The sequence below is a fragment of the Pseudomonas batumici genome, assembly GCF_000820515.1.
GTDB lineage: Bacteria > Pseudomonadota > Gammaproteobacteria > Pseudomonadales > Pseudomonadaceae > Aquipseudomonas > Aquipseudomonas batumici.
In genome coordinates this window covers 17815-39944 of record NZ_JXDG01000045.1, presented here as the reverse complement: position 1 = coordinate 39944, position 22130 = coordinate 17815, and the positions used below count along the sequence as shown (strand labels likewise).

Genomic DNA, 22130 nt, shown 5'->3' with positions numbered 1-22130 from the left:
TTATAACCCCAATTCCTGGCGCTGCCGACGCAGATGGTCGGGCATTTCCTTGTAGACGTCTTCGAAGATGCTCGCGGCGCTGGGTATGTGCCCGCCGGACAAGGTGCCGTACTGTTCGGCCTCCTTCTGCGCGGCGATGATCTCGGCTTCCAGTTCGGCGCTGACCGCGGCGTGTTCCTCTTCGGACCACTGGCCGATGGCGATCAGGTGCTGCTTGAGGCGCATGATCGGGTCGCCCAGGGGGAAGTGGCTCCAGTCGTCGGCGGGACGGTACTTGGACGGATCGTCGGAGGTGGAGTGCGGACCCGCGCGGTAGGTGACCCACTCGATCAGGGTCGGCCCGAGGTTGCGCCGGGCGCGTTCGGCGGCCCAGGCGGAGGCCGCGTAGACCGCGATGAAGTCGTTGCCGTCGACCCGCAGCGAAGCGATGCCGCAACCCACGCCACGCCCGGCGAAGGTGGTGGCTTCACCGCCGGCGATGGCCTGGAAGGTGGAGATCGCCCACTGGTTGTTGACCACGTTGAGGATCACCGGGGCGCGGTAGACGTGGGCGAAGGTCAGGGCGGTGTGGAAGTCCGACTCGGCGGTGGCGCCGTCGCCGATCCAGCCCGAGGCGATCTTGGTATCGCCCTTGATCGCCGAGGCCATGCCCCAGCCGACGGCCTGGACGAACTGGGTGGCGAGGTTGCCGGAAATGGTGAAGAAACCGTGGTCGCGGACCGAGTACATGATTGGCAGCTGCCGGCCCTTGAGCGGATCGCGCTCGTTGGACAGCAGTTGGCAGATCATGTCCACCAGCGGCACTTCCCGGGCCATCAGGATGCTCTGCTGGCGGTAGGTGGGGAAGCACATGTCGTCGAGGTTCAGGGCCAGGGCCTGGGCGCTGCCGATGGCTTCCTCGCCGAGGCTCTGCATGTAGAACGACATCTTTTTCTGGCGCTGGGCAACCACCATGCGCGTGTCGAAGATGCGGGTCTTGAGCATGGCGCGCATGCCTTGGCGCATGATCGCCACCGGCACGCCTTCGGCCCAGGGGCCGAGGGCCTGGCCCTGGTCGTCGAGCACACGGATCAGGCCCTTGGCCAGGTCGGCGGTGTCGGCGGGTTCCACGTCGATCGGGGGTTTGCGGACCTGGCCGGCATCGGTCAGGCGCAGGTAACTGAAGTCGGTCTTGCAACCGGGACGCCCTGAAGGTTCAGGAACGTGCAGGCGCAGCGGTTCGTACGCTGGGGTCATGGCTTTCTACGCTCTATCTTGTGAATTTCTTGTAGTGGGCGCGCTAGCTGGCAATCATTCCCTGGGTAAGGGAAATCTTGTCCTACAACAATCATAGGCCGGACTCAGGAGAATATTTCTCTCTGTTTCATTGCACTCAAGACGATTTGCAGATAAAAAAACTGCATAAGCATAAAAAACAGGTGTTTTTGTCTCATGCGCAAACTGGATCGCACTGACATCGGGATTCTCAACAGCCTTCAGGAGAATGCCCGCATTACCAACGCCGACCTCGCCCGTTCGGTCAACCTGTCGCCGACGCCGTGTTTCAACCGGGTCAAGGCCATGGAAGAGTTGGGGCTGATTCGCGAGCAGGTGACCTTGCTCGATCCGGAATTGCTCGGGCTGCACGTCAATGTGTTCATCCATGTCAGCCTGGAAAAGCAGGTGGAAGAGGCCTTGCAGCATTTCGAGGCGGCGATTGCCGATCGACCGGAAGTGATGGAGTGCTACCTGATGGCCGGGGATCCGGACTACCTGATCCGCGTGCTGGTGCCGACGATCCAGTCGCTGGAGCGGTTCATGATGGATTTTCTGACCAAGGTGCCGGGGGTGGCCAATATCCGCTCGAGTTTTGCCCTCAAGCAGGTGCGCTACAAGACGGCGCTGCCGTTGCCGGCGGGCGGTTTGATCCTGGGCAGTTGAGAACCTGGGGCCGTTGAGAACGTAGCCCGGTTGAGCACGTCGCTGAGCCAGTAGCGAGGAGAGGGGGGAAGCTTTCGTCAGCCGCGACCCAGGAACGGCAGGGCTGACGAGGGAGCGGGTTGCTTACTTTGGCTCTTTGTCACCGGCAGACAGGCCGGCCTGGATACGCTGGTAAATCTCTTCACGATGCACGGCAACGTCCTTGGGGGCGTTGATGCCTATCCGGACTTGCTGGCCGCTAACGCCCAGAATCGTGATCGTGATGTTGTCACCGATGTTGATGCTTTCACCGACTTTGCGGGTGAGTATCAGCATGTCTTTCTCCTTGATTGTTACTAAGGTGCCTTTCTCAGGCATTCCTGGCTTAGGTCTTACACACAGAATACCGCTAAGTGCATCCGAACGGGTGGTTCATTACAGGCGTCATTTCATTCCATTTAATTCCCCGGGGTCGGAAAACCGTCGGTAATTCAGCCTGATAAGACCCGAGCAGCCAGTGGAACGAGGTTAAGACAGGCTGCAAGGTGATAAAATCACATTAACTGATGATTACGGGAGACGCCTTGTGCGCAGAATAGCAGTGATGGTGGCATTCGTGGTGCTGGCCGGTTGCGGTGATGGGTCGGGAAACAAGGTCGAGCCGGCGAAAGTGGCCTCGACGCCGGCGGCGGTGGTGGCGCCTGCGACTGGCTGGGATCTGCTGATCAAGGACGACAAATCCAAGGCCCTGACCGACTGGACGGCCTGGCTGATCGAGCACGGTTATCCGTTCAAGATCCTCGACAACGGCCAGGTGATTGCCGGACCGTTCGCGACCCAGGCCATTGCCGAGCAGAAAAAGGCGCAGCTGGCCGACAAACAGCACATGGACTCCGAGGTGGTGGAGCACAAGGCGCCTGCCGCGAGCCCAGCGCAAGATACCGCCGCGCCCGCCACGGGCTATTGAGCGGGCAATCGATACCTTGTGTTGAAACACGACCTTGTGGGAGCCGGCTTGCTGGCGATAGCGGTTTTTCAGGCGACGACGATGTCGACCTTCAGATCGCATCGCCAGCAAGCCGGCTCCCACAAGTCCGCAGTCAATCTGTGACTCAGCCGCAGGCCTTGAGGTTCACCGGCCCGACGAACTCGTTGCCGCGGCCCATGACACAGGCCACGCTCTGGTTGCGCTGGCGTTCCCAGGCCTGGACCGGATAGGTCTTGTTCCAGGCTTCATACAACTGCCGATCCTGTTTCGACAGGCGCAGGCCGTACTGCTTGCTCATGTAGAAATAGGTGCGGGCGATCATGCCGCGAATGGACGGGCGCGGCATGACCTTCTTGGCCTTGAAGTCGACCTGGGTCAGGCAGGCGCCATATTGTCCTTTCTGCACCGGCAACCAGCCGAAGCTGAAGTTGCTGCGGTCGCCATTGACCTCGCCGATGCTCGGCACCAGGTTGTGCAGGTCGGCCTCGGCGCGCTGGTAGGTCTTGTCGTTCTGGCTGCAACTCTTGCGTCCGCCCTGTTGCCAGCACTGGCGCTGATGGCCGATCTGCCAGGCCGGGACAATGTGTTCCCACTCGATGCGCGCCGCCCGCTGGGCATTCTTGCGCGGCACATAGCCGCAGGCCGCCAGGTCGACCCGGTTGCCGTTGTACTTGCAGCCGCAATAGAACTCCGTGGACTGCGGCGCGTAGAGCCGCCAGGCGACTTTCTTGGCTTCGGCGAAGGTGCGTGGTGCCTCCGCCTGGGCCGACAGCACGCAGAAAAAACACAGCAGGGCGATAACGCGGACAATCATTGGTTCAGTCTTCCTTCGGCACAACCCAGAAAATCTGTATGCCACCGTCGTCGCGGTAGGCCAGGGTGACGTTGTCGTTCTCGGCGATTTCCTCGAGCAGTCGCTCCCACTCGTCCACCGGTTCGTCCGGCAGGCGAAAGAGCAGGGCGGCCTTGGCGTTTTGGGCGGTGGGCGAGTTGATGATTTTCTGTACCCGCAGGCCCATGCGTTCGTAGGTGCTGGGCGCGGAGGAAGCTGAAGTTGGGTTTGCCACGGAACAATCCTTAATTAGCTGTACGTGCATACAGTATTTAACTGTAGGTCATTTCGCAACTGTCAGGGAATGATGAGGTGCTTCTGACAGCGTCTTTTGCGATTTGGTGTACGCCAATCGAAAAAATTATCTGATTTTACAGAGAGATGCGCAGCGGATCGGCCGGCCGCCGGGCTCAGGCAGGGGGGGAATTCTTGCCCGAGCGCGTCGGGATATTCGTGATTGTCAGATCGGCGACTATGCTGTGACGGACCGTTGACAAATCCTCGCAAGATTCGCATAGTTGGGTGACGCAAACGTTTGCGCTAACTCTTTCCAGGGCTGTGCACACGCATTTCCCGTCACGCTCCTGGCGTTGCTCACAACAATCATAAGATCCGGAGTAAACCCATGAAGTTGCCATTCGCTGGACGTCTTCTGGCTGTCGCCGTACTGGCTGCCGCCTCCGCTACCTTGCCGCTGTCCCAGGCCTTCGCCGCCGATGCCGCCAAGCCCAAGGTCGGCCTGGTGATGAAATCCCTGGCCAACGAGTTCTTCCGCACCATGGAAGACGGCGCCAAGGACTACCAGAAAGCCCACGCCGCTGATTTCGACCTGGTCTCCAACGGCATCAAGAACGAAACCGACACCACCGCGCAGATCGACATCGTCAACCAGATGATCGTCTCCAAGGTCAACGCCATCGTCATCGCCCCGGCCGACTCCAAGGCCATGGTCTCGGTGATCAAGAAAGCCAAGGATGCCGGGATCGTCGTCATCAACATCGACAACCAGCTCGACGCCGGCGTGCTGAAAAGCAAGGGCATCGAAGTGCCGTTCGTAGGGCCTGACAACCGCAAGGGTGCGCGCCTGGTGGGCGAGTACCTGGGCAAGCAACTGAAGGCGGGTGACGAGGTCGGCATCATCGAAGGCGTGTCCACCACCACCAACGCCCAGATGCGCACCGCCGGTTTCACCGACGCGATGAAAGCCGCGGACATGAAGATCGTCTCCGTGCAGTCCGGCGACTGGGAAATCGACAAGGGCAACGCGGTCGCCTCGGCGATGCTCAACGAATACCCGAACCTCAAGGCGCTGCTGGCCGGCAATGACAGCATGGCCCTGGGCGCCGTCTCCGCCGTGCGTTCGGCGGGCAAGGCCGGCAAGGTGCAGGTGGTCGGCTATGACAACATCAATGCCATCAAGCCGATGCTCCAGGACGGTCGCGTGCTCGCCACTGCCGACCAGTTCGCCGCCAAGCAGGCGGTGTTCGGCATCGAAACCGCACTGAAAGTCATCAAGGGCGAAAAAGTCGACAGCAAGGACGGCGTGATCGAAACCCCGGTCGAGCTGGTACTCAAGAAGTAAACCCCTCGCGGTTCAATGGTGCCCGCTCGTCCTGAGCGGGCGCATGGAGACTTTCCTATGTCATCTTCCGCTCCGAACGCTGTCCTGTCGGTCAGCGGTATCGGCAAGACCTATGCGCAACCCGTGCTCAGCAACATCGACCTGACGTTGCTGCGCGGCGAAGTGCTGGCGCTGACCGGTGAAAACGGTGCCGGCAAAAGCACCCTGTCGAAGATCATCGGCGGGCTGGTCACGCCGACCACCGGGCAGATGCTGTTCAATGGTCGCGCCTATGTGCCGGGCAGCCGGACCCACGCCGAAGAGCAGGGCATCCGCATGGTCATGCAGGAGCTCAATCTGCTGCCGACCCTGTCCGTGGCGGAAAACCTGTTCCTCGACAACCTGCCCAACCGCTGTGGCTGGATCAGTCGCAAGCAGTTGCGCAGCGCCGCCATCGAGGCCATGGCCCAGGTCGGCCTCGAGGCCATCGACCCGGACACCCTGGTCGGCGATCTGGGCATCGGGCACCAGCAGATGGTGGAAATCGCCCGCAACCTGATCGGCGATTGCCATGTGCTGATTCTCGATGAGCCGACCGCGATGCTCACGGCCCGCGAAGTCGAAATGCTCTTCGACCAGATCACCCGCCTGCAGGCCCGTGGCGTGGCGATCATCTATATCTCCCACCGGCTCGAAGAACTGGCCCGGGTCGCCCAGCGCATCGCGGTATTGCGCGACGGCAACCTGGTCTGCGTCGAGCCGATGGCCAATTACAACAGCGAGCAACTGGTCAACCTGATGGTCGGCCGCGAGCTGGGCGAACATATCGACATGGGCGTGCGCAAGATCGGCGCGCCCGCCTTGACGGTCAAGGGCCTGAGCCGTTCGGACAAGGTTCTCGACGTCTCCTTCGAAGTCCGTGCCGGTGAGATCTTCGGTATTTCCGGTTTGATCGGCGCGGGTCGCACCGAGCTGCTGCGGCTGATCTACGGCGCGGACAGTGCCGACAGCGGCACGGTGGCCCTCGGCTCGCCGGCCAAGGTCGCGGACATTCGCTCACCGGTGGATGCGGTCCGCCATGGCATCGCCCTGATCACCGAGGATCGCAAGGGCGAGGGGTTGCTGCTGACACAATCCATCAGCGCCAATATCGCCCTGGGCAACATGCCGGCGATTTCCAGCGCCGGGCTGGTCAACGGGCGTGACGAGTCGGCGCTGGCGCGGCGTCAGATCGACGCCATGCGCATTCGCAGTTCCAGTCCCGATCAACTGGTGTCCGAGCTGTCCGGCGGCAACCAGCAGAAGGTGGTGATCGGCCGCTGGCTGGAGCGCGACTGCACGGTGTTGCTGTTCGACGAGCCGACCCGCGGGATCGACGTCGGCGCCAAGTTCGATATCTATGCCTTGCTGGGTGAACTGACCCGCCAGGGCAAGGCGCTGGTGGTGGTTTCCAGCGACCTGCGCGAACTGATGCTGATCTGCGACCGCATCGGCGTGCTGTCCGCCGGGCGCCTGATCGAGACCTTCGAGCGTGACGCCTGGACCCAGGACGAGTTGCTCGCCGCCGCCTTCGCCGGCTACCAAAAACGTGATGCGCTGCTCCACGAAGCGGCGCCCAGGAATGCCCTATGACAACTCTAACTGCTGCCAGCAAGACCTCGCGTAACTTCTATGGCCTGGGCACCTACCTGGGCCTGGCGGGCGCCTTGCTCGCCATGATCATCCTGTTTTCCAGCCTGAGCAGTCATTTCCTCTCCTATGACACCTTCAGCACCCTGGCCAACCAGATTCCCGATCTGATGGTCCTGGCGGTGGGCATGACCTTCGTGCTGATCATCGGCGGCATCGACCTGTCGGTGGGGTCGGTGCTGGCCCTGGCGGCCTCGGCGGTCAGCGTGGCGATCCTCGGCTGGGGCTGGGGCGTGTGGCCGGCCGCCGTGCTGGGCATGGGCTGCGCGGCGCTGGCCGGCACCGTGACCGGTTCGATCACCGTGGCCTGGCGCATTCCGTCGTTCATCGTGTCCCTGGGGGTGCTGGAAATGGCCCGGGGCCTGGCCTACCAGATGACCGGCTCGCGCACCGCCTATATCGGCGACTCGTTCGCCTGGCTGTCCAACCCGGTGGCCGTCGGTATTTCGCCGTCGTTCATCATCGCCTTGCTGGTGATCATCGTCGCCCAACTGGTGCTGACGCGGACCGTGTTCGGCCGCTACCTGATCGGCATCGGCACCAACGAGGAAGCGGTGCGCCTGGCGGGGATCAATCCCAAGCCCTACAAGATCCTGGTGTTCAGCCTGATGGGCCTGCTGGCCGGTGTCGCGGCGCTGTTCCAGATCTCCCGTCTGGAAGCGGCGGACCCGAACGCCGGCTCCGGCCTGGAACTGCAGGTGATCGCCGCGGTGGTGATCGGCGGGACCAGCCTGATGGGCGGTCGCGGTTCGGTGATCAGCACCTTCTTCGGCGTGCTGATCATCTCGGTGCTGGCGGCGGGACTGGCGCAGATCGGCGCCACCGAGCCGACCAAGCGCATCATCACCGGCGCGGTGATCGTGATCGCGGTGGTGCTGGACACCTACCGCAGTCAACGCGCCCGTCGGCGGGGTTGAGGCATGGCAACCATCAAGGATGTGGCGGCGTTGGCCGGGATCTCCTACACCACCGTGTCCCATGTGCTGAACAGGACGCGGCCGGTCAGCGACAAGGTGCGGCTCAAGGTCGAGGCGGCGATCGCCCAGCTCGACTATGTACCCAGCGCCGTAGCGCGCTCGTTGAAAGCCAAGACCACCGCGACCATCGGCCTGCTGGTGCCCAACAGCCTCAACCCGTACTTCGCCGAGCTGGCGCGGGGGATCGAGGATTACTGCGAGCGCAACAACTACTGCGTGATCCTCTGCAACTCCGACGACGATCCGGACAAGCAGCGCAGCTACCTGCGGGTGCTGCTGGAGAAACGGGTCGACGGCCTGATCGTCGCCTCCACCGGTGGCGATGACAGCCTCGGCGCCGGATTGGCGGCGGTGCGCACGCCCATCGTGATTGTCGACCGAGGCATTGCCGGGATCGAAACCGATCTGGTGCGCATCGATCACGAGGAGGGCGCCTACCTGGCCACCCGGCACTTGCTGGAGCTGGGGCATCGGGCGATTGCCTTTATCGGCGGCCCGGCCGATACCAGCGTGGCGCAGATGCGTCTGGCCGGTTATCGAAGGGCACTGGCGCAGGCGGCGGTGCAGGTGCCCGAGCGCTGGGTGGTGGAAAGCGACTTCACCAGCACCGGCGGTTACCAGGCGGCGGCCCTGCTCCTGAAAGGGGAGCGGCCCAGCGCAATTTTCGCCGGCAACGACATGCTCGGTATCGGCGTGTTGCGGGCGGCGGCGGAACGTAATATCCGCGTGCCCAGCGAGTTGTCGGTGATCGGCTTCGACGATATCCAGATGAGCCGCTATGTCTATCCGGCGTTGACCACGGTCGGCCAGTCGATTCTCCAGTTGGGGGAAACCGCGGCGGAGATGCTTTTGAACAGAATTGCCACGCCACTTCTGGCAGTCGACCGGCGGATCGTGACGCCAAGTATTGTCCTGCGTGAATCGACGGCCCCGGTGCCGGGCGTGTTTGCGCAATACCGCTGAATCGAATTGATGGGTACTGGTGTATGCAAGCAAAAGTAGTGGTGGTGGGCAGCCTCAACATGGATCTGGTCACCCGTGCCGAACGCCTGCCACGGGCGGGTGAGACCCTGGTGGGCCAGTCGTTCGCCACGGTGTCCGGCGGCAAGGGCGCGAACCAGGCCGTGGCGGCCGCTCGCCTGGGCGCCTCGGTGTCGATGATCGGTTGCGTGGGGGACGATGCCTACGGTCCGCAATTGCGCGATGCATTGGTGGCCGAGGGCATCGATTGCCAGGCCGTCAGCGTGGCGGCGGGGGTGTCCAGCGGCGTCGCGCTGATCGTCGTCGACGACAACAGCCAGAACGCCATCGTGATCGTTGCCGGTGGCAATGGCTGCCTTTCCCCCGAAATGCTCAAGGGCTTTGATGCGGTGCTCCAGGACGCGGATGTGATCATCTGCCAGTTGGAGGTGCCGATGGACACCGTCGGCTACGCGCTCAAGCGCGGGCGCGAACTGGGCAAGACGGTGATCCTCAACCCGGCGCCGGCCAGCGCGCCGTTGCCGGCCGACTGGTATGCGTCGATCGACTACCTGATTCCCAATGAAAGCGAGGCCTCGGCCCTCAGCGGCCTGCCGGTGGACTCCCTGGAGAGTGCCCGGGCCGCCGCCACCCAACTGATGGCCGCCGGGGCAGGGAAGGTGATCGTCACCCTCGGTGCCCAGGGTTCGCTGTTCGCCGATGGCCAGGGCTTTGCGCATTTCCCGGCGCCCAAGGTCAAGGCGCTCGACACCACGGCGGCCGGCGACACCTTTGTCGGCGGTTTCGCCGCGGCCCTGGCCCGAGGGCAGGGCGAGGCCGAGGCGATTCGCTTCGGCCAGGTCGCGGCGGCGCTGTCGGTGACCCGTGCCGGTGCCCAGCCGTCCATTCCCCACTTGTCCGATGTCCAGGGTTTCAAATCGCCATGAAAAAGACACCGCTGCTCAATATCGCCCTGTCGCGCCTGATCGCCTCCCTCGGCCATGGCGACATGCTGGTCATCGGCGACGCCGGCCTGCCGGTTCCGCCGGGCGTGGAACTGATCGACCTGGCCCTGACCCAGGGCATTCCCGACTTCGTCAGCACCTTGCGCACGGTGCTCAGCGAAATGCAGGTGGAGAGCCATGTGCTGGCCGAGGAAATCCTGCTCAAGCGTCCGCCGGCCCTGGAACACCTCGACGCACTGAACGTCCAGGGCGCCATGGGGCAGCGCCGCCTGCTCAGCCATGAAGAATTCAAAGTGCTCAGCCGCAGTGCCAGAGCGGTCGTTCGTACCGGCGAATGCCAACCCTATTGCAACGTCGTGCTGGTGGCCGGCGTGACCTTCTAGTTTTTCTTTCCCACACAAGCTTTCTTTCCCGCACAAGGAGTGTGCCATGCAACGCTATGCTCAGATCTTGCAACATTGGTTTCGGAGTCTGCTGATTTTGTCCTTGCTCACTGCTACAGGCGCCCAGGCGGCGGAAAAAATCGACCTGATCATCGACACCGACCCGGGGGCCGACGATGTGGTGGCCTTGCTGTTCGCCCTGGCCTCGCCGCAGGAATTGAATATTCGCGCGCTGACCACCGTGGCCGGCAACGTGCGTCTGGACAAGACTTCGCGCAATGCCCGACTGGCCCGCGAGTGGGCCGGGCGCGAAGAGGTGCCGGTGTATGCCGGTGCGCCCAAGCCGCTGCTGCGCACGCCGATCTATGCCGAGAATATCCATGGCAAGGAAGGCCTCTCCGGCGTGACCGTCCACGAGCCCAAGGCCGGCCTGGCCAAGGGCAATGCCGTCAACTACCTGATCGAGACCCTGCGGGCGGCCAAGCCCCACAGCATCACCATTGCCATGCTCGGGCCGCAGACCAACCTGGCGCTGGCCTTGACCCAGGATCCCGAGATCACCCAGGGCATCAAGGAAGTGGTGGTCATGGGCGGCGCGCACTTCAACGGCGGCAACATCACCCCGGTTGCCGAGTTCAACCTGTTCGCCGACCCGCAGGCCGCCGAAGTGGTGCTCAAGAGCGGCGTCAAGCTGACCTACCTGCCACTGGACGTGACCCACAAGATCCTCACCAGCGATGAACGCCTGCAGAAGATCGCGGCGTTGAACAACAATGCCAGCAAGGTGGTCGGTGATATCCTCAACGAGTACGTCAAGGGCGACATGGAGCACTACGGTATTCCCGGCGGTCCGGTACACGACGCCACCGTCATCGCCTACCTGCTCAAGCCCGAGCTGTTCAGCGGACGCCAGGTCAACATGCAGATCGACAGCCGTGAAGGCCCGACCTTCGGCCAGACCATCGTCGACTGGTACGACGGCCTGAAGCAGGCCAAGAATGTGTTCTGGGTCGAAAATGGCAATGCCCAGGGCTTCTTCGACTTGCTGACCGAGCGCCTGGCGCGCCTCAAGTGAATCCCATGCAGATCGATCTGAACAACCCCGACAACCTGACCCTGGACGCCGTGCGCCAGATGCTCGCGGCGGCCAGCGACGAGGTGCATACCCAGTTGCGCGTGACCCGTTCGGGCATCGCGTACATTTCCTCGGGAGTTGTCGGCGGCGCGCAGATCGACGGCCTGCTGTTCCGCCTGGAAACCTGGGCGGCGGGCTCCGGCTACGTCGGCAAGGTCGCGGCGGCTGACGAGGTCTGGGTCATGCAGGTGTTCAATGCCCTGCAGCAGAACTGGCCCAACCCGCCCTTCGACTACATCGACATCTACTGAGCGGCATCACCCGTTAATATTCAGTCACGATTCCCTGGGGAAGTCGCTCGACAGGTCAGGCAGACTTGTCGGTCGCCGAGGTCGGAATCGACGTGTCTGGCACCTTGGGTGCAACCAATGGCGAAAATCGCGGTCGCACTCACTCTACCTATTATTTGAAAGGAGGCTCCATGCCTTGGAAGCTTGCATCCCTGGGGGCGCTGTTCGCCTTGTCGGTACTGGCCGGTTGCACCACCAGCGCGTCGTCCGCGGCTAAAGAGTCGGCTGCACCCAAGGACTCGGTCACCCAGGCCGGTGACGGTCGTTGCGAGGCCAAAGGGGCCGATTTCGCCATTGGCCAGTCGGCCTCCGCCGCATTGCTGGAGCAGGCCCGCAGCCGCACCGGCGCGCAGAGCGCCCGGGTCCTGGGACCCGACGACATGGTGACCCTGGAGTACCGCTCGGACCGTCTGAACCTCAACACCGACAGCAGCGGCAAGATCATTCGCGCCAACTGCGGTTAAGGCTTCCGGGCTTTTCCAGCGCCCATAAAAAACCCCGTCGCATGGACGGGGTTTTTTCAGTTCGCGGAAAACTTACTCCGGACGAACCTGTGCAGCTTGCATACCCTTTTGGCCTTTCTCAGCCACGAAGGAAACGGTTTGGCCTTCTTTCAGGCTTTTGAAACCGTCGCTTTCGATAGCTTTGAAGTGTACGAACAGGTCGTCACCGCCACCTTGAGGAGTGATGAAGCCGAAGCCTTTTTCATCGTTGAACCATTTTACGGTGCCGGTTTGGCGATTAGACATGGTGTATCTCCAAGAAACATATATTTTCAGTAGTACTGTGCTGCTCAGGCCAACTGGGCACACTGGGCTATCATAGTCGAAATGTTCGACTTGGGAGCCCCCCCTGGCGGCGGATTGCCCGTCAGGCGTGCCCCGTTTAGCTGTCAGATTGGCTGAAAGCCCCGGTTTTAAAGGCTTTCAGCCGAAGGGACAGCCCCTAAAAAAACCCATAAAAGCTGCGTAAATATTGATAAAAATCATGCTTTCGAGCTTTTTTCACCCGGCTTGAGGCCTAAAAGGCTCCTGGTGGCGGGTTACTTCTGCACCTTGCACACGGCGATTTCTTTCAGGGCGCGCTCACGCAGCTCGGCGGGCGGCAGCGTCTTGGAGTTCATCAGTTGCTGGATTTCCTGGGTGGTGAACTTCGTCTCCAGCACATTGGCCCCGCAGGTGCAGTGCTGTTTGGCGACGTTGGCGTTGACGCTCTGGCTGGCCGCGCCAACGCAGTCTTTCATGTAGGCGTCCTTGGCGCCGGCGGGCCAGGCAGCCTGCGCGCTCAAGGGCAGCAGCAGGGCGAGCGGGGCGGCGAAGGCGAAGAGGTGAGTCAGGCGCATGTTCGGGTACTCCTTGGAAACGGGTGGATACGCTGTTGCTAGGTGTTTGAGCGGCAGAGCGGGGCGCAAGTTCACCCGCAGGGCAGAAAACCCCTGCAACTTTAGCAGGTTGCGAACGAGGCGATGACCGTTCATCTGTGCTAGCATCCACGCCTTGGCTATTTTCGGTATCGCTTGCGTGTCTTGCGCTCGATGCCGCGCCATCAACCCTTTTTTGAACTCCAGTCACTCTGGTTCGTTTCCGGTTGGCCTTGCGGCTCCTGCCACTGTGCGGCAGGCGTTTTTCATAAACGGCTGGACGAATCGCGTACTGGCTGCTCATCCCAACCCACGTGACCTTTGGTAGGGGTCACCACTAGGAGAGGAGGCGCCATGCCCACTATTACTCTTCCCGACGGCAGTCAACGTTCGTTCGATCACCCGGTTTCCGTAGCCGAAGTCGCCGCTTCCATCGGCGCCGGCCTGGCCAAGGCCACCGTGGCCGGCAAGGTCAACGGCAAGCTGGTCGACGCCTGCGACCCGATCGACAGCGACGCCACCCTGCAGATCATCACGCCCAAGGACGAAGAGGGGCTGGAGATCATTCGCCACTCTTGCGCCCACCTGGTTGGCCACGCGGTCAAGCAGCTGTACCCGACGGCGAAAATGGTGATCGGTCCGGTCATCGATGAAGGTTTTTACTACGATATCGCCTATGAGCGTCCGTTCACCCCGGACGACCTGGCCGCGATCGAGCAGCGCATGCAGCTGCTGATCGAAAAAGACTACGACGTGATCAAGAAGGTCACGCCGCGTGCCGAAGTGATCGAGGTGTTCACCCAGCGTGGCGAAGACTACAAGCTGCGCCTGGTCGAGGACATGCCGAATGAAAAGGCCATGGGCCTGTACTACCACGAAGAATACGTCGACATGTGCCGTGGCCCGCACGTGCCGAACACCCGTTTCCTGAAGTCGTTCAAGCTGACCAAGCTGTCCGGTGCCTACTGGCGCGGCGATGCCAAGAACGAGCAGTTGCAGCGCGTCTACGGCACCGCCTGGGCCGACAAGAAGCAGCTGGCCGCCTACATCCAGCGGATCGAAGAAGCGGAAAAGCGCGACCACCGCAAGATCGGCAAGCGCCTGGGCCTGTTCCATACCCAGGAAGAAGCGCCGGGCATGGTGTTCTGGCACCCCAACGGCTGGACCCTGTACCAGGTGCTCGAGCAGTACATGCGCAAGGTGCAGCGTGAGAACGGCTACCTGGAGATCAAGACCCCGCAAGTGGTCGATCGCTCCCTGTGGGAGAAGTCCGGGCACTGGGCCAACTACGCCGACAACATGTTCACCACCGAGTCGGAAAGCCGCGACTACGCCATCAAGCCGATGAACTGCCCGTGCCACGTGCAGGTGTTCAACCAGGGCCTGAAGAGCTACCGCGAGCTGCCGATGCGCTTGGCCGAGTTCGGTGCCTGCCACCGTAACGAGCCGTCGGGTGCGCTGCACGGCATCATGCGCGTACGCGCCTTTACCCAGGACGACGCCCACATCTTCTGCACCGAAGAGCAGATGCAGGCTGAATCCGCGGCGTTCATCAAGCTGACCATGGATGTCTATGCCGACTTCGGCTTCAAGGACATCGAAATGAAGCTGTCCACGCGTCCCGAGAAGCGCGTGGGCTCCGATGAGCTGTGGGATCGCGCCGAAAGCGCACTGGCGGCCGCGCTGGACAGCGCCGGCCTGCCGTATGACCTGCAGCCGGGCGAAGGGGCGTTCTACGGTCCGAAAATCGAATTTTCGCTCAAGGACTGTCTCGGTCGCGTGTGGCAGTGTGGTACCCTGCAGCTCGATTTCAACCTGCCGATCCGTCTGGGCGCCGAATACGTGTCCGAAGACAACAGCCGCAAGCACCCGGTCATGCTGCACCGCGCGATCCTCGGTTCCTTCGAGCGTTTCGTCGGAATTCTGATCGAGCACTACGAGGGCGCGTTCCCTGCGTGGCTGGCGCCGACCCAGGCCGTGGTGATGAACATCACCGACAAGCAGGCTGATTTTGCCCTCGAGGTGGAAAAAACTCTGGCCGAAAGCGGATTCCGTGCCAAGTCCGACTTGAGAAATGAAAAAATTGGCTTTAAAATCCGCGAGCATACTTTGCTCAAGGTTCCCTATCTTTTGGTTATCGGAGATCGGGAAGTCGAGATGCAGACTGTCGCTGTGCGTACTCGTGAAGGTGCAGACCTGGGCTCGATGCCCGTCGCCCGGTTCGCCGAGTTCCTCGCGCAAGCGGTTTCCCGGCGTGGTCGCCCAGATTCGGAGTAATTATTATTAAGCGTGAAATGAGACAAGATAAACGAGCTGCACCGAAAGCCCCGATCAACGAGAATATCTCGGCACGCGAGGTTCGGTTAATTGGCGCTGATGGCGAGCAGATTGGCATCGTCTCGATTGATGAAGCGCTTCGGATTGCCGAAGAAGCCAAGCTGGATCTGGTGGAGATTTCCGCCGATGCAGTGCCACCCGTTTGCCGGGTGATGGACTACGGCAAGTCGATTTTCGAAAAGAAAAAGCAAATTGCTGCTGCGAAGAAAAACCAGAAGCAAGTGCAGGTTAAAGAAATCAAGTTTCGTCCAGGGACGGAGGAAGGGGATTACCAGGTAAAACTGCGCAACCTGGTACGTTTCCTGAGTGACGGGGACAGGGCCAAGGTTTCCTTGAGATTCCGCGGTCGTGAGATGGCCCACCAGGAGCTGGGGATGGAGCTGCTCAAGCGGGTTGAAACTGACCTGCAGGAGTACGGCTCGGTCGAACAGCATCCTAAGATGGAAGGACGCCAGCTGATCATGGTCATCGCCCCGAAAAAGAAGAAGTAACCACCAGGGCACGGCAGGCCTTGCGGTTATGTTTATCAACTGAATGCGGAGTATCCGAACATGCCAAAGATGAAAACTAAAAGTGGTGCTGCCAAGCGGTTTCTGAAAACTGCTAACGGCATCAAGCACAAGCACGCTTTCAAGAGCCACATCCTGACCAAAATGTCGACCAAGCGTAAGCGTCAACTGCGCGGTAGCAGCTTGCTGCATCCGTCTGACGTGGCAAAAGTCGAGCGCATGCTGCGCCTTCGTTAATTTTTGGTTCAAGAATAGAGGAAGTAACTCATGGCTCGTGTAAAGCGTGGCGTCATTGCCCGTAAGCGTCACAAAAAGATTCTGAAACTTGCAAAAGGCTACTACGGCGCTCGCTCGCGCGTATTCCGTGTTGCCAAGCAAGCGGTCATCAAGGCAGGCCAATACGCCTACCGCGACCGTCGTCAGAAAAAACGTCAGTTCCGCGCTCTGTGGATCGCTCGTATCAACGCAGGTGCTCGTGTTAACGGTCTGTCCTACAGCCGTTTCATCGCCGGCCTGAAAAAAGCGTCCATCGAGATCGACCGTAAGGTTCTGGCTGATCTGGCAGTGAACGAAAAAGCGGCGTTTGCTGCGATTGTCGAGAAAGCTAAAGCCGTCCTGGCTTAAGTACCCCCCGACAATCACCGGGTCTTGCCTGTGTAGGGCCTGGTGTTAAACGTCATGAATAGGGGAAGAGCCTTAAAGCTCTTCCCCTATTTCGTATCTGGAGTCTGTACATGGAAAACCTGGACGCACTGGTCTCTCAAGCTCTCGAGGCTGTGCAAAGCGCTGAAGATATCAATGCCCTGGAGCAAATCCGGGTTCACTACCTTGGCAAGAAAGGTGAACTGACTCAGGTGATGAAGACCCTGGGCAGCTTGCCGGCAGAAGAGCGTCCGCAGGTCGGCGCCCTGATCAACGTCGCCAAGGAGCGTGTCACAGAGGTTCTCAATGCGCGCAAGGCGTCGTTCGAGGAGGCGGATCTGGCCGCCAAGCTCGCCGCCGAGTCCATTGACGTGACCCTGCCTGGCCGCGGCCAGACCTCCGGTGGTCTGCATCCTGTCACCCGGACTCTGGAACGTATCGAACAATTCTTCACCCACATCGGCTACGGCATTGCCGAAGGTCCCGAGGTGGAAGACGACTACCACAACTTCGAAGCGCTCAACATCCCAGGCCATCACCCGGCCCGGTCGATGCATGACACCTTCTATTTCAATGCCAACATGCTGCTGCGCACCCATACCTCGCCGGTCCAGGTCCGCACCATGGAAGCAAAGCAGCCGCCGATCCGCATCGTCTGCCCAGGCCGTGTGTACCGTAGCGACTCGGATATCACCCACTCGCCGATGTTCCACCAGGTCGAAGGCCTGCTGGTCGATCGCGACATCAATTTTGCCGACCTCAAAGGCACCATCGAAGAGTTCCTGCGGGTGTTCTTCGAGAAGGAACTGGCGGTGCGTTTCCGTCCTTCCTACTTCCCGTTCACCGAGCCGTCCGCCGAAGTCGACATGGAATGCGTGATGTGCAGCGGTAAAGGCTGCCGCGTCTGCAAGCAGACCGGCTGGCTGGAAGTCATGGGTTGCGGCATGGTTCACCCGAACGTGCTGCGCATGTCCGGGATCGATCCGGAAGCGTTCCAGGGCTTTGCCTTCGGCATGGGCGTTGAGCGTCTGGCCATGCTGCGTTACGGCGTGAACGACTTGCGTCTGTTCTTCGACAACGACTTGCGGTTCCTCGCGCAATTTCGCTAGTCGTAACGAATCTATTAGGAGAACAGGATGAAATTCAGTGAACAATGGCTGCGTGGCTGGGTAAGCCCGCAAGTGAGCCGCGACGAGCTGGTGGCTCGTCTGTCGATGGCCGGTCTTGAGGTCGATAGCGTCACGCCGGCCGCCGGTGTGTTCAGCGGCGTGGTCGTCGGTGAAGTCCTCAGCACCGAACAGCACCCGGATGCCGACAAGCTGCGTGTGTGCCAGGTCAGCAACGGTTCCGAGACCTTCCAGGTCGTCTGTGGCGCGCCGAATGTGCGCCCGGGCCTGAAGATCCCGTTCGCGATGATCGGTGCCGAACTGCCCGGCGACTTCAAGATCAAGAAAGCCAAGCTGCGCGGCGTCGAGTCCAACGGCATGCTCTGCTCGCAAGTCGAGCTGCAGATCGGCGAAGACAACGATGGCCTGATGGAGCTGGCGGCCGATGCGCCGGTGGGCGAGGACATTCGTGTCTACCTGAACCTGGACGACGCCAGCATCGAGGTCGACCTGACCCCGAACCGTGGCGACTGCCTGTCCCTGGCCGGTCTGGCCCGTGAAGTCGGCGCGCTGTATGCCGCTCCGGTGACTCGTCCGGTGGTACCGAGCGTGCCTGCCACACACGACGAAGTGCGTTCGATCGAAGTGTTGGCGCCGGCCGCTTGCCCGCGTTACCTGGGGCGCGTTATCCGTAACGTCGACCTGTCGAAGCCGACCCCGCTGTGGATGGTCGAGCGCCTGCGTCGTTCCGACGTGCGCAGCATCGACGCGGCCGTCGACATCACCAACTACGTGATGATCGAGCTGGGCCAGCCGCTGCACGCCTTCGACCTCGCCGAAATCAACGGCGGCATTCGCGTGCGCATGGCTGAAGAGGGCGAGAAGCTGGTATTGCTCGACGGTCAGGAAGTCAGCCTGCGTAGCGATACCCTGGTGATTGCCGACCACACCCGCGCCCTGGCGATTGCCGGCGTAATGGGCGGCGAGCACAGCGGCGTCGACACCGCGACCACCCGTGACATCTTCCTGGAAAGTGCTTTCTTCGATCAGATCGCCGTCGCTGGCAAGGCCCGTTCCTATGGCCTGCACACCGACGCCTCGCACCGCTACGAGCGTGGCGTGGACTGGCAGCTGGCCCATGAAGCCATGGAGCGCGCCACTGGCCTGCTGCTGGAAATCACCGGTGGCGAAGCCGGCCCGATCATCGAAACCGTCAGCGAAGCGCACCTGCCTGCCGTGGCCGCGGTGACCCTGCGTGCCGAGCGCATCACCCAGATGCTGGGCATGGAAATGGACTCGGCCGAGGTCGAGCGTCTGTTGACCGGCCTGGGCCTGGGCGTTTCCGCGAGCGGAGCAGGGCAGTGGCGCGTTGAAGTGCCAAGCCATCGCTTCGATATCAGCCTGGAAGTCGACCTGATCGAAGAACTGGCACGCCTGTACGGCTACAACCGCCTGCCGGTCCGTTACCCGCAAGCGCGCCTGGCGCCACAGGCCAAGGCCGAAGCCCGTAGCGACCTGCCTGAGCTGCGTCGTCTGCTGGTGGCCCGTGGTTACCAGGAAGCGATCACCTACAGCTTCATCGACCCGAAACAGTTCGAACTGTTCAACCCGGGCGTCGAGCCGTTGCTGCTGGCCAACCCGATCTCCAACGACATGGCCGCCATGCGTTCTTCGTTGTGGCCGGGCCTGGTCAAGGCGTTGCAGCACAACCTGAACCGTCAGCAGGATCGCGTGCGTCTGTTCGAAAGCGGCCTGCGTTTTGTCGGTCAGCTGGAAGGCCTGAAGCAAGAGCCGATGCTGGCCGGTGTGGTCTGCGGCAGCCGTCTGCCGGAAGGTTGGGCGCAGGGTCGCGACACCGTCGACTTCTTCGACGTCAAGGCTGACGTGGAAGCGCTGCTGGGCTTTGCCGGTGCGCTGGATTCGTTCACCTTCGTGCCGGGCAAGCACCCAGCGCTGCACCCGGGTCAGACCGCGCGCATCGAGCGGGAAGGGCGTCTGGTCGGTTTCATCGGCGCGATCCACCCCGAATTGTCGAAAACCCTCGGTCTCGACCGTCCGGTCTTCGTTTTCGAGCTGGTACTGGCTGAAGTGGCGTTGGGGAAAATGCCGAAATTCAGCGAGTTGTCGCGTTTCCCTGAAGTGCGTCGTGACCTGGCGTTGCTGGCGGACAAGGGCGTGGCGGCCAGTGCGGTACTGGACGTAATCCGTGAAAATGCAGGCGAGTGGCTCACAGAGCTCAGGCTCTTTGACGTCTATGAGGGTAAAGGTATTGATCCGCATAGAAAAAGCCTTGCAGTTGGCTTGACCTGGCAGCATCCATCGCGCACTCTTAATGACGATGAGGTGAATTCCGCGACCCAAAGCATCCTCACCTCGCTTGAAAACAGGTTGAACGCCACGCTAAGGAAGTGACGTATGGGGGCTCTGACGAAAGCTGAAATGGCGGAACGTCTCTACGAAGAGCTGGGCCTGAACAAACGGGAGGCCAAGGAATTGGTCGAACTGTTTTTTGAGGAAATCAGGCACGCTCTCGAAGACAACGAGCAGGTCAAACTGTCGGGTTTTGGCAATTTTGACTTGCGGGACAAACGCCAGCGGCCTGGCCGCAATCCAAAAACGGGAGAGGAAATCCCGATCACGGCTCGCCGTGTGGTCACCTTTCGTCCAGGGCAGAAATTGAAAGCCCGAGTTGAGGCCTATGCTGGAACCAAGTCATAACGACGAGCTTCCGCCGATCCCAGGCAAACGCTACTTCACCATTGGTGAAGTCAGCGAGCTGTGTGCGGTCAAACCGCACGTGCTGCGTTACTGGGAGCAGGAGTTTCCTCAACTCAACCCCGCCAAGCGTGGTGGCAATCGCCGGTATTATCAGCGCCATGACGTGCTGATGATCCGGCAGATTCGCGCGTTGCTGTACGACCAGGGGTTCACCATCGGCGGGGCGCGTCTGCGTCTCTCCGGCGATGAGGCCAAGGATGACAGCACCCAGTACAAGCAACTGATCCGCCAGATGATTTCGGAGCTGGAGGATGTGCTGGTGGTGCTGAAGAAGTGATTCAAGGTTTTAAAATACTTTGACATTTCAAAAGCTTGCGGTATATTTCTCCTCGCTTCCACAAGAAGCAAAACCCAGTTTCACGCCTAGTCGGGGCGTAGCGCAGTCCGGTAGCGCACTAGCATGGGGTGCTAGGGGTCGAGTGTTCGAATCACTCCGTCCCGACCATATTTTTGAAAAAGCCCAATCTGAGAAGGTTGGGCTTTTTTATGTCTGCGATCTTCGGGTGGCTTTGTTGTTTTTGCCGTGGTGACTTTTTGAGTGACCTTGGTTTTTCTTTCAGGCCTGCTTCCTTTTCAGGATCGTGAGCCCTCGTACACTTTCCGTGTGTGGGTTTCTGACCGCTTTTTTGTTGCCTGAAACCTGGGCAGCGTGCTGGATTTCATGCTGAGGTGATATGGATACGGCCTCCCAACAGCTTCACCGATTGGTCTTCGAGGCGTTGCTTGTGCCAGGGCTATTATCATTTGCTCTGGTTATTGCTCTGAGCTTCCTGCGTAGAGAATTTCAAAACCTTTCCCGTTGGTGGTTGTACGGGTTTGTTGTTATCGCTTTCTTCTGCATCACTTGCCTGCCGCACGCATGGCTGATTTTCTTTCCTGAGCCCTGCGTTATTCGGTTCACCTCTCCGACAAATATGTGTGATTACTCCGCCTTCTCTCATCTTCAGATGGGGTTGTTTGCCGGGGGGATTGGTGCGTTGATGGCTAGGCTGGCTCTGATCATTTGGGATCGTTTTGCTAGGACGTGAATGCCGGGTACGAACACGTTCATCCCATACCCCCTGCGTACGGTTGGCGATACATGGCATTCGCCGTCAGCCGAAGCCAACCGTGCCTTTTGGTGCCTCCTCCCGTAAAACGCAACCCGCCGAATCTTTCATGGCGTCCATCAAATCAGTGAGTGATGGCTTTTCGCGACTACGGCCCAAGTCTGCTGGTACTATGTGCTTGGTCACATTATCTTTTCTGGTTCTATATGCAGTATCTACATATTGATTTTCTGTCTTTTACCGGCGGTGGAAATAGCCCGGGGCAGATTCGCTGCGGGTATGCATAGCCGACGCGTGAGTTCATCGTCTGCCAGACGAATCGTTGGTCAGGGAAGAAAACCGAAAATTGGAATGTGTATGGATACGATGCAACCCGCCAATGTGATGCCGGCCAGCGACGCACAGCTACCTTTCGATACAACGCTCCTCTTCAAGGCACTCCTGTATCGGTTGCTAGGACACGCGACATGATCTGGACGACCATCCTTCTCGTGCGTGACGTACTTCGAACCGAATTAGTCTGGCAGCCATCGACATGAATTTCGATGCCGCTCGATGCGAGAGTCTTGTTCTCGATACGCGGCAAAAGTAGTAGGAAAAAGCAAGGTTACGAGGTTTTTCAAAGACTTACAGAATTCAGGGAAAAGCAACATGACCACCGAGCCCGCTA

General features: G+C 60.7%; 26 protein-coding genes and 1 tRNA gene. 21 read left to right on the top strand and 6 right to left on the bottom strand.

All coding sequences use genetic code 11. From position 1 onward, the window contains the following. Nucleotides 1-1236: a 3-methyl-2-oxobutanoate dehydrogenase (2-methylpropanoyl-transferring) subunit alpha gene (locus UCMB321_RS17455; protein ID WP_040069151.1), complete on the bottom strand. Its 1236-nt coding sequence runs from the start codon at nucleotides 1234-1236 to the stop codon at nucleotides 1-3. Nucleotides 1237-1431: 195 nt separating this feature from the next. Here UCMB321_RS17455 and bkdR point away from each other — a divergent pair, with 195 nt between their 5' ends. Then, nucleotides 1432-1920: a Bkd operon transcriptional regulator BkdR gene (bkdR, locus tag UCMB321_RS17450; protein ID WP_040069147.1), complete on the top strand. Its 489-nt coding sequence runs from the start codon at nucleotides 1432-1434 to the stop codon at nucleotides 1918-1920. A gap of 123 nt (nucleotides 1921-2043) precedes the next feature. On the opposite strand, the gene csrA is transcribed toward bkdR, so the two are convergent. Then, on the bottom strand, nucleotides 2044-2235 hold the full coding sequence (csrA, locus tag UCMB321_RS17445) for a carbon storage regulator CsrA (RefSeq protein WP_040069145.1): 192 nt from the start codon (nucleotides 2233-2235) through the stop codon (nucleotides 2044-2046). Between the two features lie 250 nt (nucleotides 2236-2485). On the opposite strand from csrA, the gene UCMB321_RS17440 reads away from it, so the two are divergent. Beyond that, on the top strand, nucleotides 2486-2866 hold the full coding sequence (locus tag UCMB321_RS17440; protein WP_245220827.1) for a hypothetical protein: 381 nt from the start codon (nucleotides 2486-2488) through the stop codon (nucleotides 2864-2866). A 145-nt stretch (nucleotides 2867-3011) separates the two neighbouring features. Here UCMB321_RS17440 and UCMB321_RS17435 read toward each other — a convergent pair whose 3' ends face one another. Together UCMB321_RS17435 and UCMB321_RS17430 are read right to left on the bottom strand one after the other, a co-directional pair. After that, nucleotides 3012-3701 carry an endonuclease gene (locus UCMB321_RS17435; RefSeq protein WP_040069143.1) on the bottom strand — a complete coding sequence of 230 codons (690 nt, stop codon included), beginning with the start codon at nucleotides 3699-3701 and terminating at the stop codon, nucleotides 3012-3014. Nucleotides 3702-3705: 4 nt separating this feature from the next. After that, entirely contained in the window at nucleotides 3706-3984 is a 279-nt protein-coding gene (locus UCMB321_RS17430; protein WP_040069141.1) for a DUF1654 domain-containing protein, read from the bottom strand. A gap of 360 nt (nucleotides 3985-4344) precedes the next feature. Here UCMB321_RS17430 and UCMB321_RS17425 point away from each other — a divergent pair, with 360 nt between their 5' ends. The 9 genes from UCMB321_RS17425 to UCMB321_RS17385 all read left to right on the top strand — a co-directional run bounded on the left by UCMB321_RS17425 (nucleotide 4345) and on the right by UCMB321_RS17385 (nucleotide 12143). Continuing rightward, the gene (locus UCMB321_RS17425; protein ID WP_040069140.1) at nucleotides 4345-5301 is read left to right on the top strand and encodes a sugar ABC transporter substrate-binding protein; all 957 of its coding nucleotides are present in this window, start codon (nucleotides 4345-4347) and stop codon (nucleotides 5299-5301) included. Nucleotides 5302-5358: 57 nt separating this feature from the next. Next, nucleotides 5359-6912, top strand: coding sequence for a sugar ABC transporter ATP-binding protein (locus tag UCMB321_RS17420; protein ID WP_040069139.1), 1554 nt, complete (start codon nucleotides 5359-5361; stop codon nucleotides 6910-6912). Then, the gene (locus tag UCMB321_RS17415; RefSeq protein WP_040069136.1) at nucleotides 6909-7886 is read left to right on the top strand and encodes an ABC transporter permease; all 978 of its coding nucleotides are present in this window, start codon (nucleotides 6909-6911) and stop codon (nucleotides 7884-7886) included. The genes UCMB321_RS17420 and UCMB321_RS17415 overlap by 4 nt, the downstream gene beginning before the upstream one ends. A gap of 3 nt (nucleotides 7887-7889) precedes the next feature. Then, nucleotides 7890-8909 carry a LacI family DNA-binding transcriptional regulator gene (locus UCMB321_RS17410; protein ID WP_040069134.1) on the top strand — a complete coding sequence of 340 codons (1020 nt, stop codon included), beginning with the start codon at nucleotides 7890-7892 and terminating at the stop codon, nucleotides 8907-8909. A gap of 23 nt (nucleotides 8910-8932) precedes the next feature. Then, nucleotides 8933-9853: a ribokinase gene (gene rbsK, locus UCMB321_RS17405; RefSeq protein ID WP_040069131.1), complete on the top strand. Its 921-nt coding sequence runs from the start codon at nucleotides 8933-8935 to the stop codon at nucleotides 9851-9853. After that, nucleotides 9850-10254: a D-ribose pyranase gene (gene rbsD / locus UCMB321_RS17400; RefSeq protein WP_040069129.1), complete on the top strand. Its 405-nt coding sequence runs from the start codon at nucleotides 9850-9852 to the stop codon at nucleotides 10252-10254. Before rbsK ends, rbsD begins: the two co-directional genes overlap by 4 nt. Before the next feature lie 46 nt (nucleotides 10255-10300). Next, complete coding sequence (locus UCMB321_RS17395) at nucleotides 10301-11329, top strand: nucleoside hydrolase (RefSeq protein WP_040069126.1); 1029 nt, start codon at nucleotides 10301-10303, stop codon at nucleotides 11327-11329. A gap of 5 nt (nucleotides 11330-11334) precedes the next feature. Beyond that, entirely contained in the window at nucleotides 11335-11640 is a 306-nt protein-coding gene (locus UCMB321_RS17390; protein ID WP_040069124.1) for a hypothetical protein, read from the top strand. A gap of 170 nt (nucleotides 11641-11810) precedes the next feature. Further along, a complete protein-coding gene (locus UCMB321_RS17385) occupies nucleotides 11811-12143 on the top strand; it encodes an I78 family peptidase inhibitor (RefSeq protein ID WP_040069120.1) in 333 nt (110 codons plus the stop codon). 72 nt (nucleotides 12144-12215) lie between these two features. Here the strand turns inward: UCMB321_RS17385 and UCMB321_RS17380 are convergent, their stop codons facing one another. Continuing rightward, nucleotides 12216-12428, bottom strand: coding sequence for a cold-shock protein (locus UCMB321_RS17380; protein WP_003179963.1), 213 nt, complete (start codon nucleotides 12426-12428; stop codon nucleotides 12216-12218). Between the two features lie 293 nt (nucleotides 12429-12721). Further along, nucleotides 12722-13021 (bottom strand): hypothetical protein, encoded by a 300-nt coding sequence (locus UCMB321_RS17375; RefSeq protein ID WP_040069116.1) that lies wholly within the window; start codon nucleotides 13019-13021, stop codon nucleotides 12722-12724. A gap of 372 nt (nucleotides 13022-13393) precedes the next feature. On the opposite strand from UCMB321_RS17375, the gene thrS reads away from it, so the two are divergent. The 10 genes from thrS to UCMB321_RS17325 all read left to right on the top strand — a co-directional run bounded on the left by thrS (nucleotide 13394) and on the right by UCMB321_RS17325 (nucleotide 21439). Continuing rightward, nucleotides 13394-15316: a threonine--tRNA ligase gene (thrS, locus tag UCMB321_RS17370; protein ID WP_040069113.1), complete on the top strand. Its 1923-nt coding sequence runs from the start codon at nucleotides 13394-13396 to the stop codon at nucleotides 15314-15316. Then, nucleotides 15316-15867 (top strand): translation initiation factor IF-3, encoded by a 552-nt coding sequence (infC, locus tag UCMB321_RS17365; RefSeq protein ID WP_209437187.1) that lies wholly within the window; start codon nucleotides 15316-15318, stop codon nucleotides 15865-15867. The genes thrS and infC overlap by 1 nt, the downstream gene beginning before the upstream one ends. Before the next feature lie 60 nt (nucleotides 15868-15927). After that, a complete protein-coding gene (rpmI, locus tag UCMB321_RS17360; protein WP_002553160.1) occupies nucleotides 15928-16122 on the top strand; it encodes a 50S ribosomal protein L35 in 195 nt (64 codons plus the stop codon). A gap of 30 nt (nucleotides 16123-16152) precedes the next feature. After that, on the top strand, nucleotides 16153-16509 hold the full coding sequence (rplT, locus tag UCMB321_RS17355) for a 50S ribosomal protein L20 (RefSeq protein WP_040069108.1): 357 nt from the start codon (nucleotides 16153-16155) through the stop codon (nucleotides 16507-16509). Nucleotides 16510-16619: 110 nt separating this feature from the next. Continuing rightward, nucleotides 16620-17636, top strand: coding sequence for a phenylalanine--tRNA ligase subunit alpha (pheS, locus tag UCMB321_RS17350; protein WP_040069106.1), 1017 nt, complete (start codon nucleotides 16620-16622; stop codon nucleotides 17634-17636). Between the two features lie 27 nt (nucleotides 17637-17663). Then, entirely contained in the window at nucleotides 17664-20045 is a 2382-nt protein-coding gene (pheT, locus tag UCMB321_RS17345) for a phenylalanine--tRNA ligase subunit beta (RefSeq protein ID WP_040069103.1), read from the top strand. A gap of 3 nt (nucleotides 20046-20048) precedes the next feature. Then, nucleotides 20049-20351 carry an integration host factor subunit alpha gene (gene ihfA, locus UCMB321_RS17340; RefSeq protein ID WP_002553164.1) on the top strand — a complete coding sequence of 101 codons (303 nt, stop codon included), beginning with the start codon at nucleotides 20049-20051 and terminating at the stop codon, nucleotides 20349-20351. Continuing rightward, complete coding sequence (locus UCMB321_RS17335; RefSeq protein ID WP_017128239.1) at nucleotides 20332-20688, top strand: MerR family transcriptional regulator; 357 nt, start codon at nucleotides 20332-20334, stop codon at nucleotides 20686-20688. Before ihfA ends, UCMB321_RS17335 begins: the two co-directional genes overlap by 20 nt. 91 nt (nucleotides 20689-20779) lie before the next feature. Beyond that, nucleotides 20780-20856, top strand: a tRNA-Pro gene (locus UCMB321_RS17330). A 229-nt stretch (nucleotides 20857-21085) separates the two neighbouring features. Further along, nucleotides 21086-21439, top strand: coding sequence for a hypothetical protein (locus tag UCMB321_RS17325; protein ID WP_040069098.1), 354 nt, complete (start codon nucleotides 21086-21088; stop codon nucleotides 21437-21439). Nucleotides 21440-22130 lie beyond the last annotated feature (691 nt).